The organism is Lysinibacillus sp. FSL P2-0066 (assembly GCF_037969495.1).
GTDB classification, from domain to species: domain Bacteria; phylum Bacillota; class Bacilli; order Bacillales_A; family Planococcaceae; genus Lysinibacillus; species Lysinibacillus boronitolerans.
Window position 1 is genome coordinate 4540705 of the sequence record NZ_CP150202.1, and the last position, 17438, is coordinate 4558142.

The 17438-nt window shown below is 31.2% G+C and carries 19 protein-coding genes; 4 read left to right on the top strand and 15 right to left on the bottom strand.

Features of this window, described 5'->3' with window-relative positions:
• Nucleotides 1-53 precede the first annotated feature (53 nt).
• Nucleotides 54-1403 carry an IS1182 family transposase gene (locus MKZ14_RS22620; RefSeq protein WP_339280519.1) on the top strand — a complete coding sequence of 450 codons (1350 nt, stop codon included), beginning with the start codon at nt 54-56 and terminating at the stop codon, nt 1401-1403.
• 298 nt (nt 1404-1701) lie between these two features.
• Here MKZ14_RS22620 and MKZ14_RS22625 read toward each other — a convergent pair whose 3' ends face one another.
• The 3 genes from MKZ14_RS22625 to MKZ14_RS22635 form a co-directional block, all read right to left on the bottom strand.
• The gene (locus MKZ14_RS22625; RefSeq protein ID WP_339280520.1) at nt 1702-2883 is read right to left on the bottom strand and encodes a hypothetical protein; all 1182 of its coding nucleotides are present in this window, start codon (nt 2881-2883) and stop codon (nt 1702-1704) included.
• 174 nt (nt 2884-3057) lie between these two features.
• A complete protein-coding gene (locus tag MKZ14_RS22630; RefSeq protein ID WP_339280521.1) occupies nt 3058-4350 on the bottom strand; it encodes a reverse transcriptase/maturase family protein in 1293 nt (430 codons plus the stop codon).
• 430 nt (nt 4351-4780) lie between these two features.
• Entirely contained in the window at nt 4781-5215 is a 435-nt protein-coding gene (locus MKZ14_RS22635) for a hypothetical protein (protein ID WP_339280522.1), read from the bottom strand.
• A gap of 71 nt (nt 5216-5286) precedes the next feature.
• Between MKZ14_RS22635 and MKZ14_RS22640 the strand changes: the two genes are divergently transcribed.
• Nucleotides 5287-6324, top strand: a complete 1038-nt coding sequence (locus MKZ14_RS22640; protein WP_339280523.1) for a hypothetical protein — start codon at nt 5287-5289, stop codon at nt 6322-6324.
• A gap of 159 nt (nt 6325-6483) precedes the next feature.
• Here MKZ14_RS22640 and MKZ14_RS22645 read toward each other — a convergent pair whose 3' ends face one another.
• From MKZ14_RS22645 to MKZ14_RS22660, 4 genes are all read right to left on the bottom strand, one after another.
• Nucleotides 6484-7407, bottom strand: a complete 924-nt coding sequence (locus tag MKZ14_RS22645) for a hypothetical protein (RefSeq protein ID WP_339280524.1) — start codon at nt 7405-7407, stop codon at nt 6484-6486.
• Between the two features lie 33 nt (nt 7408-7440).
• On the bottom strand, nt 7441-7710 hold the full coding sequence (locus MKZ14_RS22650) for a Mor transcription activator family protein (RefSeq protein WP_339280525.1): 270 nt from the start codon (nt 7708-7710) through the stop codon (nt 7441-7443).
• Between the two features lie 213 nt (nt 7711-7923).
• The gene (locus MKZ14_RS22655) at nt 7924-8775 is read right to left on the bottom strand and encodes a DUF6612 family protein (RefSeq protein WP_339280526.1); all 852 of its coding nucleotides are present in this window, start codon (nt 8773-8775) and stop codon (nt 7924-7926) included.
• Nucleotides 8776-8932: 157 nt separating this feature from the next.
• Complete coding sequence (locus MKZ14_RS22660) at nt 8933-9742, bottom strand: recombinase zinc beta ribbon domain-containing protein (protein WP_339281028.1); 810 nt, start codon at nt 9740-9742, stop codon at nt 8933-8935.
• Nucleotides 9743-10064: 322 nt separating this feature from the next.
• On the opposite strand from MKZ14_RS22660, the gene MKZ14_RS22665 reads away from it, so the two are divergent.
• On the top strand, nt 10065-10838 hold the full coding sequence (locus tag MKZ14_RS22665) for a class I SAM-dependent methyltransferase (RefSeq protein ID WP_339280527.1): 774 nt from the start codon (nt 10065-10067) through the stop codon (nt 10836-10838).
• Nucleotides 10839-11027: 189 nt separating this feature from the next.
• On the opposite strand, the gene MKZ14_RS22670 is transcribed toward MKZ14_RS22665, so the two are convergent.
• The gene (locus MKZ14_RS22670; RefSeq protein WP_339280528.1) at nt 11028-11762 is read right to left on the bottom strand and encodes a S24 family peptidase; all 735 of its coding nucleotides are present in this window, start codon (nt 11760-11762) and stop codon (nt 11028-11030) included.
• Between the two features lie 166 nt (nt 11763-11928).
• Between MKZ14_RS22670 and MKZ14_RS22675 the strand changes: the two genes are divergently transcribed.
• Complete coding sequence (locus tag MKZ14_RS22675; RefSeq protein ID WP_339280529.1) at nt 11929-12147, top strand: hypothetical protein; 219 nt, start codon at nt 11929-11931, stop codon at nt 12145-12147.
• Here MKZ14_RS22675 and MKZ14_RS22680 read toward each other — a convergent pair.
• From MKZ14_RS22680 to MKZ14_RS22710, 7 genes are all read right to left on the bottom strand, one after another.
• Nucleotides 12136-13824 (bottom strand): recombinase family protein, encoded by a 1689-nt coding sequence (locus MKZ14_RS22680; protein WP_339280530.1) that lies wholly within the window; start codon nt 13822-13824, stop codon nt 12136-12138. The genes MKZ14_RS22675 and MKZ14_RS22680 overlap by 12 nt on opposite strands.
• Entirely contained in the window at nt 13778-13918 is a 141-nt protein-coding gene (locus MKZ14_RS22685) for a hypothetical protein (protein WP_339280531.1), read from the bottom strand. The genes MKZ14_RS22680 and MKZ14_RS22685 overlap by 47 nt, the downstream gene beginning before the upstream one ends.
• A gap of 9 nt (nt 13919-13927) precedes the next feature.
• Nucleotides 13928-14449, bottom strand: coding sequence for a DUF1643 domain-containing protein (locus tag MKZ14_RS22690; protein WP_339280532.1), 522 nt, complete (start codon nt 14447-14449; stop codon nt 13928-13930).
• A gap of 177 nt (nt 14450-14626) precedes the next feature.
• On the bottom strand, nt 14627-15592 hold the full coding sequence (locus tag MKZ14_RS22695) for a hypothetical protein (RefSeq protein WP_339280533.1): 966 nt from the start codon (nt 15590-15592) through the stop codon (nt 14627-14629).
• A 191-nt stretch (nt 15593-15783) separates the two neighbouring features.
• Entirely contained in the window at nt 15784-16002 is a 219-nt protein-coding gene (locus tag MKZ14_RS22700; protein ID WP_339280534.1) for a hypothetical protein, read from the bottom strand.
• Nucleotides 16003-16122: 120 nt separating this feature from the next.
• Nucleotides 16123-16668, bottom strand: coding sequence for a restriction endonuclease (locus MKZ14_RS22705; RefSeq protein WP_339280535.1), 546 nt, complete (start codon nt 16666-16668; stop codon nt 16123-16125).
• A 7-nt stretch (nt 16669-16675) separates the two neighbouring features.
• Entirely contained in the window at nt 16676-17224 is a 549-nt protein-coding gene (locus MKZ14_RS22710) for a restriction endonuclease (RefSeq protein ID WP_339280536.1), read from the bottom strand.
• Nucleotides 17225-17438: the final 214 nt, after the last annotated feature.

The window sequence follows — 17438 nt, forward strand, 5'->3', positions numbered from 1 at the left end:
AACTTCTACATAAAGAATTATTGATAAAAAGTACACTTTCGAGGTGATCAACCATGATGACGAAAAATCAAATCAATGAACGTGAACAATTAGAAATGCTAACGATTGATCAATTAGTTCCCCAAGATCATTTAGTACGAAAACTAGAGGCGGCTATTGATTTTTCATTTATCTATCCTTTAGTAGAAAACCTCTACTCTGCTAAAGGACGCCCTAGTATTGATCCTGTTGTTCTCTTTAAAATGACGTTTATTCAGTACGTTTTTGGTATACGGTCCATGCGTCAAACCATCAAAGAAATTGAAACGAATATGGCGTATCGTTGGTTTTTAGGATTTGGCTTCCATACAGAAGTCCCGCATTTCTCTACCTTCGGTAAAAATTATGTCCGTCGCTTTCAAGACACTGATATATTTGAGCAGATATTCTATCGTATATTAAAAGAGATTATGCATCAAGGACTCCTCCATGCAGACCATTTATTTATCGATTCTACGCATGTGAAAGCGAGTGCGAATAAACGAAAGTATGATAAAAAAGTTGTGCGAAAAGAAACACGGGCTTATGAAGAGAAACTTCAATTAGAGTTAAATATTGATCGTGAGGAACACGGAAAAAAGCCCTTTTCCCCGGAGAAATTTGAAAAAGAAGAATGGAAAGAAATAAAGGAAAGCACGACAGATCCTGAAAGTGGGTATTACGTGAAGGATGAACGTACGAAACAGTTTGCGTATTCTTTTCATGCAGCGACAGATGAAAAGGGCTTTGTCTTAGGTGCCATTGTGACTCCGGGAAATGTGCACGATAGCCATGTATTGCAGCCACTTGTTGAAAGAGTCATTCAAAACGTTCAAAAACCAATCGCTGTTGCGGCAGATGCAGCCTATAAAACACCAGCGATTACGAACTTTTTATTAGAGAATCAAATGTTGCCTGTTCTTCCGTATACACGTCCTAAAACGAAAGATGGATTCTTCCGAAAGCACGAGTATATATATGACGAGCACTATAATTGTTATCTTTGCCCACAAGGGCAGATATTGAAGTATGCAACAACGACGAAAGAAGGATATCGGCAATATAAATCGAATCCTTTGATTTGTGCGAAGTGTCCAAGCCTTTCCCAGTGTACAGAAAGTAAGCATCATCAAAAACTCATTCAACGCCATATCTGGGAGTCGTATGTGGAGGAAGCTGAACATTTACGCCATTCCTATGACATCAAACAAATCTATGCAAAGCGCAAAGAAACGATTGAGCGTGTCTTTGCCGATGCAAAAGAAAAGCATGGTATGCGATGGACAACCTTAAGAGGTCTGAAAAAATTGTCCATGCAGGCGATGCTTACTTTTGCTGCCATGAATTTAAAGAAACTGGCTACTTGGACGTGGCAAGTAGCTTAAGAGAGCAACTATGCTCGAAGCGTATGTTGGATTTGGTAATGTATGACCAAATATCAAGACGACATAGGAAGAAAAATGATAAAAGCCCTTGAGAGTGAACTTCTCGAGGGCTTTTGTCTACAGTCTGAAAGTATCAGGCACTTTTAATAGTGCCTGATACTTTTTCTACAAATTTCGCATTATATAATTATCTTTCAGGTATTCTCTTTACCCTAAAATGCTGCTTTTTGAATGTATAAAACTTAGAAAACCGCACTTACTTATGATACGGTTCTCCGTATTGTCACTAAATGAGGTTTTACATAATATTTATTTTCATCATTTTTGCTTGAGCTATTGGCTCCAACTCTCCACTATTAATAAGCTCACATACGTCAGAATCTAACTGAAATATAGCTTTCAATTTCCCCGTATTATCAAGATATTCTATTACGTTATTTTTAGCTTTAGTAAATTGCCATAGTTTAAATAAAAATTGTGATGAATGAATCATTCTTTGTTCTTCAATATCACTCAAAATATCCTGCAGAATTAATTTGCTTTCTATACTGTTTTCTACAAAATCAACAATCTCAAATCCTTGAGATTGTATTCCTAAAAAAGTATTAGTAATTAACTGCTCTACTCTTAAAGCTATTATATCTGGGTTATACTTATTTATCTCTTCAACATTATCAACGAAAAATATAGTATACGCTAACTTTATTGACCCCAGTGTATAATATACATCTCTATAAGCCTCTTTAAGTTGTTCTAAAGTTATACTAAATGAATCTATTACTTCATTCTTTTTTTTAATAAAACAATTAATAATTTCTCCATTAAATTCATAATTTTCATGTGCTACTATATTTCTTAGCTGGTTTAACTTTATTTGTTTTATTCCAATCGTAGTATTTAATTGTATTTTAAAAAGTTCGCCTAACATATTAGTTTGTATTATTTCTTCAAAGAATGTTCCTAAATCTTTATTTTTAAATGTAGAAACCTTTTCCTTCTTGTTTTTAATTATATATATATTATTTAATATATTAAATGAATAAGATTTTATCACGCCTTCTATTAGTTTGCCAATATTTTTGAATGTAACTTCTACATATTCCTCCAAAGTTAATGTTTCTATTACTCTATCTAAATTGTATATAGTCCAATATTTATTTATTGCTTTATTAATATCTAAAGACCAATTAGCAAATGCTTTAAAGCATTCTTCACTATCAGTATCCATACTGCATTTAAACATATCTATACACATAATGAATTCTTGGTAATACCTTGAATATTGTTTTAACTTAGTCTTGTTAACTAACTCTGGCAATAAAATTTCGATTGCATTTCTTTGTAATACTTCCTTATTTGCAAAAAACTCACTAAACTCTTCTATTACCATTTGTTTAATCTCTGCTGGTGAGTATCCCCCTTCAATCATATCTAAGTATATTCTGTTATATATATCAGTTACTACTCTTCTTTTTTCCATAAATATCCTCACAAAACTTCTATTAATTATAACTATTTGTAAATATAAGGATTAAAACCACCATTTCTGATAAATCATTTTATGCTAAGATACAGCGTGATGGGATAAAGTGGGGCTTTATTCTATTAAAAAGACAAGCTGAATATCTACTAAAGATACACAAGCTTGTCTTTATTACTCTGGCTTTTCTAACCGTGATTGAATGTTTTTCCAGTGATTCTTCACTTGCTTTTCCATGAGGTTCACAGTTTTTGAATCCTCATCAAATATTTTCTGTGCTCTTTCGACATAACTAAGAAAATTCCCATGCCCTTTCTTATTTTTACCTAAGTGTGAGTAGTTCTTATACAACTCTCTCCTATACGATTTACGACTGAATTCTTTTGATTTACGATTAGCTATCCTTATTTTACGGTATGTTCTCGTGTAATATTTAAAAAGACTTTTTTCTCTAATTCGAACTTCTTCACCATTAAAACTGAATCCCAAATAATCTAATTCTGTACTTTCAAATTCTAAATCTGTAATTTTATCATTAGAATAAAAATAATTACCTGTTTTTTCAGGTTGAATTTCTAAATTTGGAATCTGCCTTCTTACATCCTCCACAAACTTTTGGTGAATCTTATAATTATAGTCTTTGATATCTCCCTCAATAGGAATAACTATAATTAAATCATCACAATACCTTCTATATAGTCCATTTTGTTCATTAGTATATTTTTGAATTTTTTCATCAAAATCTAACAAATAAATATTAGAGCAAACTGAACTAATACCTGCTCCTTGAGGAATTCCATAACTTTTAGAGTTCTTATATATATTTTTATGCTTAAAGGCTCTAAACTCCTCTTCCGTGAAATATTTATAGCTATCCTTAATTTCACTTTCTGTATATTTGGTCTTCAATTCTGCTTCTATCGTATCTTTAATAAAATAACTAAATTTTGTTATATTCTTAAAGACGTTATAATAATCGTCAGGTAATGTATCCTTTTTCAGAACATAACGGATTTTTTCTTTAAGATACTTGTGGTCTAAAGTATCAAAGAAATTAGTGAAATCCGCAACAAAAATATATGCGTTTTTTTGAACTTTTATAAAATCAATAACTTCTTTAGCGAAATCAATATTACTTTTTCCAGATAAATTATTTCTATATGCAGTTGAAACTTCATTAATGCTCATTTCGTGAGCAATAGAATTATAGTAATTATTTAACTCATCTCCATAATATTTGTATATGAAGCTATCAATGTGAGATGCGTAAAATATTTTACGCACCTTCTCTTTTGGTCGTTTTTCTTTTCTACTATATTTTTGAAATTTAATTTCAAAATGCATAAACGGGTAGAACCCATGTTTAGCAACCCATTGAGGATTCTGAATTTTATCCTTAACTTTTTCAATTGATTTTTTACTATCGAGGTGCTTATACCCCTTTACACGATACTTTTTTTTATTCATTTTTGGCAGAGCTTACAAGGGGATATAATCGTAGCCTATTACTCTATCAAAGAATCCCTTGTAAGCATACTCTCCTTTCAAATTATAGACTATTGCTAACCTATAAAGAGGCTACTTAAATGCACTGATTGCGTATACTATAACTAGTATATTGAATTGGTTGACTATGACGATTGGAGGTATCCAAGTGCCAATTTATTCAGAAGCAGTATCTATTGCTATTAGCTGGGTTAGCCTTGCGATAACAATTGAGATAAAGCTTGACAGAAATTCACCATTTTCCCCCATAACTACTTTTATAGGGCGTTAACTATGATAATTTTACCATTCTACTATTTTAATAGTCAAAAATATCTGATTAGTTTTTTGCATTTACACACTATATTATAAATTGTCTACCAAAAACAGATTTAACTATATCCAAAATATCCTATAAATTCTCGAAGTATTCTTTCGTAAACATAGGGTCTAATAAATGATAGAATTTTATAGCTAAATCTAATTTTTTATTTAAAGATGGGTTATTATCAATATTATCCCAGAGAGTTTTATCTCCAGAGAACATTGCTCTTACAATGGCATTAAAATCATTCTCTAAGCTAGTTGTTGCATACTCTGTGAGAAAACCTTGCTCAAAATAAAGCTTGTCTTTAGAAGAATCATATTTAGAATTTATTGATTCGAGGTACTCACTACCATCGCCACTGTATTTAAAACCTTTAGGATTTAGCGCTTGCCACGCTTTACTATTAAATTTCTTTTGATTCTTATGATAAAGGATACTTAAAAATTCAGCATGGAATAGCTTCTCAAAGCTTGTAAAAGTTATGCAATACTTTTCCTTTTCTAATGATTGTAGTATCATAAAAGAACAAAAGTTCTTATTTTTATGATATTTCAAAACTGCTATTTTACTAAAATAAAGGGGGTAATACTATGAGTTTCTTATTACTAGAGGACAATGAACCACAAATGATTTGGGATGCTTTAAACAATGCTCAAATAGTCTTCCATCCGAATTATGGATCAACTGGTCAGATAAATTACGCTGAACTCCAAGCTGTGAAGAGAGAAAAAGAAGTTATATTATTTTTAGATAGAAATCTTTTGAGTAGTTTAATGTCTCTTACGAAGAATGGTGATTTAAAAGATGAAATGGAAAAGAGAATGATTGCTCTTCTAATGTTGTGGTCTCAGATGAATCAACTTCCAGTCAGTGCTGGGCTAGCAATAATGGAAAATGCCTCAAAAGGTGATGATTCTTTAAACGCTAAAATTGAATTAAAGAACTTTAATGAAATTTTTGATTTTTACCCAACACAAATTTGGTTATATTTAGCCGATGGTAGAGTAGATACAATTCCAAAATGCAATTTTTCCAATACTCCTTATGAAAATACTGTTATCTATCATAAAAGTAGTGATCATTTCCTGATGAATTATGCTAGTATGTTACACTTAGTTAACTTATATCGAAATTCTGATTTGAATCCAGTAGAAAAAGTAATAGCCTTTTTAAAATGGAATTTTGATAATTTGCTTATCTCCCAATATATTAACACATATTTGATTTTGTTATTTTCAGATCAAAATGGTATCAAGGCACCTAAACACGCTAAAAGTAATGTGTTTGAAAGAGTAGACAAAGGTTGTATAAATCAAGCTTGGGATTTAACCTATCTATCAAATTGGAGCACATTTTATTGGGATGAGTCAAAAATGAATGAGGTTTTTCTTTTTGCTACTGCTGATATTATGTTAAAACAAATTTTTATCAACACTCACAATGGTGGAGACTTATTTAACTTGATTGATTCTGTATTTCCTAGAAAAGATGCCGATAGAATTATTCAATTTTATACTGAAAAAATGACGAATAGACAGAAACCTGATTTTGGAGAACATCCTAAGCGATATTTCCAATCACTAATAGATAAAGAAAAAACTCAATTGAAGCAATCAATGGGTGATTAATCTTTTTCATAATACTTGATTTATACAAACAAAATTACTATAAGTAATCGTTTTCTTATTAATAAAATATGGGTTAAGGATGCTCCCTAACCCATTAATACATTAAGTAAACTCATAAATAGCAAATTAGGCACCAAGTAATCTTAAATCCTATATAGGTTATTTATTAATCCATGCCTTCCATTGCTTTTCAATTTCTTTAATATCGCCATAGGTTGCTAAAAATGCCTCTTTCTTTGAAATTGTATCACTTTCAAACAAAACAAATTCAAAGTAAGTATCTTCTCCATAAGTTTCAATTAAAAACGCATTGAAAAGAGTTGCCACATTCGTACTATATTTAAAGTCAAAATCTCCATTGTTGAATACTAGCAATTTATTATTCTTTTTCACTTCATTCTTCCAATACTTAGCATAATCTTTGTAGGTATTAGAGGCTAAACGAGATTTATAATTAACAAAACCTGTGGCAAATTCACCTGCACCAGATGAACTGTACCAACTTGGTTTAGAATTCATATTTTCATTAAATATGACACTTCCAAGATTTAATCCTGAAGCAATATATAAATTTTTAACATAAGCTGTATCATATTTAAACTTCCCATCATAAGAACAACATTGTCCTTTATATAAAGAAGCTACTAAAATCTTGATTTCTGTCTCCAATACCCCTGTTTTCTTATTGTGACTCGCACCTCCATTTACATAAGTAAATTCATAAGGTTCATCCGATTTATTCTTTAAATAAATATTAGTAGGAAAATCTGTTTGATTTGATAATATCGCTTCTAAATCAGGAACTTTGCTAGAATAAATTTCAAATGCAAGTTCTATCCCTTTATTAAAATTAGTGATAGCAAAATTAATATCATCTTTCTTTGTATCCTTTGGTGCATGAAGCGTGTAATACTTACTTTTATAAACATATTCATTACCTACAAACTTGGCTTTTGAGGCATAATCTGTTTGATTCTTGGTACTGCTTTGCTTGTTATCTTTCTGAACAGCTATAGTATCAGCAAGCACCCCTGTTGAGAATAAACTCATCACCACTACTAACATTAAAACCTTCTTCCACATATATCTTCCTCCTATAAATAAAACCATCGTAGATTATTTGTTACAATGTTCCCGTTTCAATATCTTCATCACCCAACTATATGAATAGCCATATTTTTTCGCTAAAGCCTTCGCATTTGTTCCATCATATTCAATGACGATGGCTTCATATAAATATTGTTCTGATAAGAATTTCTTAGGAAATGTTACATATTGACCAGCAAAATGATTATACACTAGCAAAGTATTTTTGTATCCAATTAATTCAATAAATTCCTTATATGATCCATTAAAACAGGAACTATCTAACTTGCTATAATCCATCTTTATCTCCTTCCGCCTTTATTGTTTTAAATATGCCATTTTCCTATGTGAAAAACACTTCGCTTAAATAATGGATTATCCTAATAAAAATTCATTTTAAAATTTACAATTGCAGCTATCAAAACCTAAAAAGAAGCAGGGAAATCATGCAAGATGATTCTCCTACTCCTAATTAACATATCATTCATTCCGTTAAGAAAATATATGATTCACCTATTCTAAATTTGGTAAAGTAATCATTTCTACTTCATTGAAATTAGAATATCTCTTAATTGTTTCCACATCCATTTTCATTGTATGACCTTCAACTTCAAAGCTAAATCTCAGATGGATGTATGTTGATAATAAATTTATATTCTCCTTATCAATTGTCATTTGAAGCTCATCCTCAAAGACGATTAAATTTTCTATTTTAAAAGATGATGCTTCTTTATCCACATCTCCGAAAAAGGTTTGATTCACCATATTTAATACATACGATTCAGGCATATTTCCTTCTATTAAATAATAGTCCTTTTCATCTGCTTTTTTAGATTCATAAGCTCCTACAGAAATATCACCTTGAGCAATTAAATCATCTATTTCTGGCTCATTGGTAAATTCAGAACTTGCCAATACCCCTGTTTTTTCACCTGCCAGTATGGTAGATTCATCTAAGCTAACATAATTAAATTTCCCGCCATCTATAGATTGGTAAATATCTGAACCCACCTTTATTTCCGCAATAGTAGTTGTCTCATCATTTTTAACCAAATTCCCTGTTATTTTATATGAATCATTCAATGTATGATAATCTACATTAAATATTTCTTTTGTTTGTACAGATTCGCTAGCAATAAACTTAGAAATATCCCCCTTTGTGTTAGATTCAGAATACATATGATAACTCTCATAAGCTCTCAAATTACTAAAAGCTTCCGCTACCAACTCCTTGGCATCCAACTCTTCAACATGGCTAAACGTTTCATTTCCCTTTTCCTCAAAGTAGACGAATATCATTGCAATAGCTGATATAATCAACATAAACCAAAAACAGATTTTCATAGCTTTCCAAATACAACCCATACGCTTCTCCCCTCAATAGATTATTTCTTAGGAAATGTTACATATTAACCCACATGATATTTTTTATATCTGATTAAATATGCCATTTTCCTATACGAAAAACACTTCGCTTTGATAATGAATTATCCTAATAAAAAGCCACTTTTGATACTTACGATTAGATAGCTATTAAAACAGAAAAAGGAGCAGAAGATTCATCCGAAGATGATTCCCCTACTCCTAGTTGTAATGCCTCTAGCACCTCATTATTTAATTTAAGTTGAATGCTCTCGATTTTCCGTTCTTCATCAATTGTAATTTGATGAATGAGCAAATGTAACAAGCGTTTTCTCTGCTCCCTTGTAAGTGATTGCTGAAAAGCTTTTTGAAAGTTTTGTAGGACATTCTTAATCTGTTCAAAGGTCACTTCACTAGAAACGGTTGAACCTAGTTGTTCCTTTAATGGTGTCAGTAATCCATTTAATGAGGAAATTTGTTCTTCGATACTTCTAACCTTCATTTGGTAGATGCCTTTGGAAATCGTTTCTTCCATATAAGAATCTAACAGATTCGATTGCTTTTTTTCTAAGATAGCTAAGTCATTAACATATTGCTGGTATTCTTGTTGAATCGGAGCAATCAAGGATTCTTGCTTATAATTGATACTATTAACTAACTGCTGAATCATTTTATCACTTGTCATCAGCTCTTCAATTTTATTTAATACGTAAGGGTCAGCATAATCAGTACGTACAGCATAAGAATTGCAAGCAACTGTCCCTTTATTCTTCCATGCGCCACATACATAATACTCTAATACCTTTTTTGTACCATCTTTTAGCTTGTTTGTCGTACGTCCAATTACCATACCTGCATTACATTTAGGGCAACACATAATGCCCGTTAAAGGAAACTCACCAAATTCACAGGTTGCATTTTTGCTTTTATCGCTTCCTTTGAATTTCTTTAAGGTAAATAATGGATCTATTTTCTGAAGCCACTTGTACTCCGCCTCATTTGCTTGTTATAAGGTTTGTCATGATGAAGCTACATGAAGATTTTTAGCATTCATTTATCTTTACCTTGCTAAAACTTTTAATGCCTCCAAGGAACTCTGATGATGTAAATTTTGTAAAGGGTTATCTTATTATTTTTAAGAAAATTTGGCCTAAATAACTACGGAAAGATCATTTATATCAACATTGCAATTAGATGCAACTTGAAGGATAAATAAGGATATTTGTCGAAATGGTTTAAATGCAATTCAAATTAGACTGCTTTAATTTAATAGAAGGGTTGTTGATTTTATAATGAAAAGGACTGAAATTTTGAGAATGAATAAGGAAGGCTGGGAAAAATCCGCAGAACGTTTTTATGGCAGAACAGCACTTCCAGAATACGGACCATTTTCTTTAAGTGAAGAACAGCTTCATTTATTTGGACCTATTACAGGTAAAAAAATTTTAGATATCGGATGTGGCAGCGGACATTCATTACAATATATGGGGAATGGAGGCGCTCAAGAGTTGTGGGGGGTAGACCTTTCAACTAAGCAAATCGAAACAGCTAAAAAACTATTGCATTCTCAAGAAAGTAAAGTAACCTTGTTCGAATCGCCTATGGAAGAAAATCCAGGATTGCCCCTTGAATACTTTGATATAGTGTATTCTATTTATGCATTAGGATGGACCGTTGATTTACAAAAGACATTGTCACATATCCATAGCTATTTAAAGCCTGGTGGCATATTTATATTTAGTTGGGAGCACCCTATTCATGATCGATTGACCTATGAAAATTCATCATTTACCTTAAAAAAATCCTACAACATAGAAGGACCCGAATACAATGAAGCGTGGCACAGTAATGTTGTCATCCACCATAGAAAATTAAGTACATATATCAATACGCTAATAGAGGCTAATTTCATCATCGAGAAAGTAATTGATGATGTTGTCTTACCAGCTACCATTACAGAAGACCCGTCAAAATGGTACTCCACTCAAAAGGCAACTCTTGTTCCAGCTACATTTATAGTCAAAGCAACAAAGCGGGATATTAGCCACTGTTTAATAAACACCTAATTTTCGGACACGCCTTATAAAACAAACAACCACAACTCCTGTTATGCGAATCCCTGCCTTTGCATTTTTATACTTACTTGGACAGGAATATGCAAATCAAAAAATAAAGTAAGACCATTTAGAGTGCTGTCATTTTAGCATTCTAAATGGCCTCCTCACTTACTTATGATAAGGTTCTCCGAAACTAATCTAAATGCGGTTTATCTTCATTTTTAGTACTGATTGAATATAAATTTTATCTTCTACATGTTCCTTAAGCACCAAGTCATAGTATTCTTTATTTTTACTATCTGGGCTTAGGACTATGACTTCATTTACTTCTCTAATTTTTCTAATATCAAACACATCTTTATATTTATATAAAATTATATCGTTATCCTTCACATCCTTCACATCTGAAATGGACTTCATCAGTAATATATCACCAATATTAAATTGATTACTCATACTATCATTAAAAACTTCAATAAAGTGATACTGATTTCCTTGAACGCTATTATCCAGTAAAATTTTTGGTACTTTTATTTCATAAGTAGGATTTCCATATTTTTGTGTTTCAATTTTAAAATGTTTTTGATTATAAAACATCAATTTTACATATTCATCTAATTCAAAAATGCCGTTATTATCATCAATCCAATTATCTTCCTCTTCCTCAAATATACCTTCTTTTGCATTAATATCTTGAGCATTAATTAACATATGTTCTGATTTACGCTTATATATTTCATATGCATTGGGTATTAATTCGAGGATAGATACTTCTAATGCATTTGCAATGTTTAGAGCGTTAGACAAGCTAGTTTTTTCAATACCTCTCTCAAATATTCCATACAATGTAGTTACCGGTATGGATATTTTCATTGCAAATTCTTTCATAGTCATATCAGGATATTTCCTCTTTATTTTTTCTTTTAGTGTCATCGTTTAATCACCCCGTTGTTTTATTTACTTATTATAACTTAAAAAATCTCTTGCAAATAAAAAATGATAGTGGTAGGATTAGCTCAACAAGATAGTACCGCAGAATTATTATATAATTCTATCGTAGAAATAATTATAAATTCTTTAGAATATTAGGAGTGATTTTATGAAAAACTATGATTGGTTTACTTTAGATTCGTTAACCATTAATGACTTTCCAGTAGGAACACAGTTAAATGCTCTTAGAACTAAACATCAGAATACTAAGTTAATAGGAGTTGTAACGGTACTGGAATATTACCCTAAATTTATTTTAATTCAACATAAAAATTATCGAGAATGCTATTTGTATGGATCTAACGATTTAATATTTTCACAAATTTAATATAACTAAAAAAGGAGCAGATAAGTCATCTGCTAATGACCTATCTGCTCCATGCTCTGTTAAATAATCTAACACCGTATTATTAAATTGAATTTGAATGCTATCAACCTCACGCTTATCATTCAGTGTTATATCTTTAATGATTAACGTAACCAAATGCTTCTGCTGTTCTTGTGTCATTGCACTTTTGAAGGCTTTCTGAAAATTAACCATGACCTCTTGAATAGTAGATTCATCGATTGTATGAACCTTTAGTGATTGCAGTTGTAGTATGATTGGCTGAAGTCGTAGCTCTAGTTGCTCTATCTGCTCGTTTACCTTGATGAGCCTTTGTTGCAAGTCCACTTTAGTAATGATGTCCTCCTCATACAACTCCATCGCTTTATCTTTTTTACGTTTAGCTTGCTCCAGCTCTTTTAGGAGTGCTTGGTGCTCTTGTTGTAGTGGTTCATCATGGTTAGATCGCTTGTTGTTTACTCGGTCTGCGACTTCTTTTATGAGCTGTTTATTTGTTGCTAGTGCTTGTAGTCGCTCATAGATGTAGCTTTCGGCTTTATCTGCTCTGATGGTGTTCGAACGACAAACAGACGTGCCTTGGTTTTTCCACGCTCCACAAGCGTAGTATTCGAGTGTTTTACGTGTACCATCCTTTAACTTATTGACCGTCCGCATAACGACCATTCCTGAACCGCATTGAGGACATTTCATTACACCAGTAAAAGGAAATGTTCCTCCATGCACTCGATTTGGCTTACTCGATCTATTCTTTAGTATTTGTTGCGCCTTCTCCCAATCTAGCAGCGAGATGATTGGCTTATGCTCCCCTTGTTGCAAAATTGGTGTTGGATTAATATCTCCTCTACGTTTATCAGTCCCGTTTCTACGAACATCATATCGAATCATGCCAACGTAAACAGGATTCTCTAGGATTGTTTTGATTGTACTAATGGAGAAAGGCTTACCACGTTTGCCCAAATGTCCTTCTTTATTAACACGATTAGCAATCGCCTTATACCCATTACCTGCAATGTACAACTCAAAAATACGCTTAACTGTTCTAGCCTCTTTTTCATTAATTACTAGTTTAGTATGCTTACGCTTATCACCTTGATTGGAAAAATCTTCAAGGTCATAACCTAATACAATACCACCATTCCACTTGCCTTTTCTAGCACGAGCTAACATCCCCATCTTTACATTTTCCGAAATGGTATTACGCTCAAATTCAGCAATAGCAGCTAACATGTGAAATTGAAGCTTACCTTGTGAAGTTTCAGTTTCATGATTTTCAGTATATGACCTAAAGCTAATGTATTTTTGATCGAATACCTCAACAATTTTTAATAAATCTAAAATGTTACGAGCTAATCGATTTGTTTTCCATACTAAAACAACATCAAATTGCTTATTTTTAGCATCCTCTAAAAGTTTCACTAATGCCGGACGTTTTTTTACCGACTTACCACTAATACCACGATCAGCGTAAACCTCATGCACAATGTATCCATTTCGCTCACACCATTCCGTTAGTAATCGTTGCTGCTCATCAATTGAATAGCCTTCTTCAGCTTGTTCAGTTGTTGATACACGAGCATAAATTGCTACTCGCTTAATTGCTTTTGTTGTATTGCTAAATGTCTGTTGGTTCAATTGTTGTTGCTGTATCGTTGCACTCATTTGTCTGTTCCTCCGTATCCAATGTTTGTATTAAATAGTTTTCACACATCTCTGCTAGTAACGCTATTAACATAATATATGTCCATATTTTCATTTGAAACGCTTAATCTATTTGCTCTACTGGTGGCACTTCATACGGTGCTAACTTCCAGCCGTTTTTCACCGCTGGATAAAGCGGATGGAAGCCCATTCTTCCTTTTGGGCATTCGATTTGAAGAATCGTTGCTTTCTTATCAAGCAAAATAGCCACAATCATATGCAATCGCTTTTGTGCCTCTTTGCTCGTTTCAATACCTGTTCCAACTGCAATAATGACATCATCTACCTTCGTCATTTCCTCTTGAATACATTTCAAATTTTCAGTAGCTGATTCATTTGTATCTTTGCTTTCAAGAGATGGGAATAAATTCATAATAATCACTGACCCATAGTCTAATTTGGCAAGATTATTCAAAACATACATTGTTGTTTGGTCTTGGACAACCTCATCCGTCTGACCTGCATTTTTCATCAAGATGAGGGCTTTCCTTTTGGCTTTGTCCCATTCCTTCTTCACAATGTACTTATTTTTCATTTCGTCATCGTATGTGATTTCTGTTTTTAAAATGCTTTTTATTATTTTCATTGTTTTACTCTCCTTTAAGACAAATAAAAGCCTAAGTATCATAAACAATACTTAGACTTCAAATTTCTATATTTTATTTTTAATTATGGTTGAACTCGTAAACCTCTTCTTGCGCTTCTTTTCCAATATTTGTTCTATTGAAGTTCTATTACAATCAATTAAATCTAAAATGATTTTTTATAAATATTTAAAAAAAGCTTTAGTATCTTTTGCCTGTTCTAAAGTATTATTTAAGTATTCTATATAACTTTCATTCTTTATATATTCTCTTACCTTTTCAGTTTCATCAGTTTCTTTTGCCTGCATAGAAATTAAATCAGTATAATCCTCTGGATACCATGTATATCTGAGAGGAATTTTGTTTAGCAGTTCTTCCGGAAAAACCGTCCCATCTGCTATTTCCCTTCTTTCTTTTAAATCATACCCATTAATAAAAATACCTAACTTTGAACAGATATAAAATATAGCTTTTATTTGATATCTACTTCTCCAATATCCCCACCGCCAATAAGTATTAACTGGAATATATCTATACACTTCTTTAGAATTAATTTTTCCTATAGGATATCTAATTAATAAAATTACATCTTGATTTTCATCATCCCTATGTAGTTCACCTTGTTTAAAAGCATATACTTCCACAACTTTTTCGTCCTTATTTAATTCACAAATATCACGAATAAAAGCCTCAATTTGCTTATAGTAATCAATATTTCCATATATTATATTACTTGTACCATCTACCCAATCTCTTTTAACGCCAAATTTTTTACAAGTCCATTCAATTAAATCATTATCTAAAACTTGTAGTATACTCTCATTATTTTTAAAATCCTTTAATTCTAATCTAAACTTACTATCAATAAAATTAGGTATTTGATTTTGCTGAATACCATGTGCCTCATATATTTTTATAAATCTATCAATAACTAAATCTACCTTTGTTTTTTCATTTTCCTGAGTTTCTAATTTCAATTCTAAATCTTTAGTGGTATCTTTCAATAAGTTTATATTCAAAGTTCTTGGTTCTTCGTATTTTTTAGGGGATTTTAGAGATTTTATTATTGTAGTTACAATAACAACCCCAACACCAGAAAATAACCATTCTTTATTTTTTAGGAAAAAGTGAATTAAATCATTCATTTTTTATACTCCTCATCATATTTCTATATCCCCTTTTAAATAAACAAAGTGAATTAAACATACCCATACTAAATTATACTATTTGTACAATATAAAACACAAAGAAGAGCTACCTTATGATTAACTAAGGTAACTCTCTTGTGGTATGGTTGTTCATAACTAATATAAGTGCGATTCTATATAAACTATATTTAATCTTTATTATTTTTAATCATAACATCTGACCATTTTATTAAATCATTATTTAAACTTTTATTTTCACTATTTCTCTTTTCTTTCAAAAGATTTAAGACATTAATTTCAAATGTTTCGATTTGTTCTAATGAAGAATTATTAATATAAGTTTTTATTTTTGAAATTTTATCCTCTTTTTTTAACTTACTAATATTAATACCGAAAGTATTTTCCAATCATTTCAATCCTAATATAGCAAAAAACTAATATCTTTTTTCATAAGAACACTCTGTAGCCACAGTAACCATCCTTTATATATTTTAATTATTAAATACAGAAAGATATTTCTTTATATACTATGAAATTGAAGTAATAAATTCATATAAATAATTTGTTCTGATTGCATCTGAATATCCTTTAGTAAATTCATTAATCTTGTATTGCGCAATTGCTGTATATTTAGGAAAATTTAATGGATAAGAAATTTCAACGGGATCTTTACTCCTAACCTGATATGTTAATTTACCATCTATAATTTGTACTAACGCTATTCCGTGAGACGAAGCATATTCGATTGCCCCAGATTGAAAATATGATGTGGATACCAAGATACCTTTTTGTGCCCCTGTTGCACGTAACTTATCAAATAAAATTTGCACCTTTTCTCTAGATATAGGGTTCCTATACATCTTGCACTCAACTAATGTTAAATATTTTACACCCATTACTTCAAATCTAATCGTGCCATCTATCTGATAATTTCCTTCACTTGTCCTTATTATTTCGTTATGTTGAAAAAGAATATTATCATCAAAGCTAATACTTTCTGTAAATAATTTCATTACAAACTGCTCAAATTCTTGTGCAGTCATATCCGTAAAAATTTCATTAGTTCTCAACAATTTGGGTTCACTCCTTATATACTTTTAACAATAAGTCTCTTAACCGTTCTGTACGGCCTTCATAAACAAATCCTGATGGACATTGTAAATCCAAATTATACATAGCAAAAGAATATTTAGGTGGACAAAAATTAAGTATCACCTTTGATGGTAGTGAGTTTTGTATCGTCATCATAAATCCATCTACTATTTGTAATAACGTAATTCCATGAGTTCTAGCATACTCCATTGCCCCTTCTTGAAAACTAGAAGTTGATATAAAAATACCTTTGTTAGCACCTACTTTTTGTACTGTATCGTACAGAATTTGAATTTGAGAACGTTTAATTTTATTTTTATATTTTTTACATTCAACTACAGCTTTATAATTTATCCCTAAATGAGTAAATTCTATTAGACCATCAAGTTGATAATTACCATCATAAGTTTTAATAATTTGATTATGAGTAATCTTGCAGTTTTCAAACGCATTACTTGTAGACTTTAATAAATTTAAACAATACACTTCAAATTCTTCTGGAGATAATTCTGTAACTATATTTTCTAATATATTCAATTCTCAAATCCCCCCTAACCTCTTAATAAAATATAATTAACAAATAAAAACATGACGTCTATTAAATTAGTGTCATGCTCTAGATGCTATGTTTATTTCTTAAAGTGTAAAATTAAAAATACGCAATTTTATTCTTTACTACTATTGTATCATTCCCAAAAATAAAAGTTGCATAATTAGGATAGAGGAGATAGGCTTCCTCTTACACAAGGAA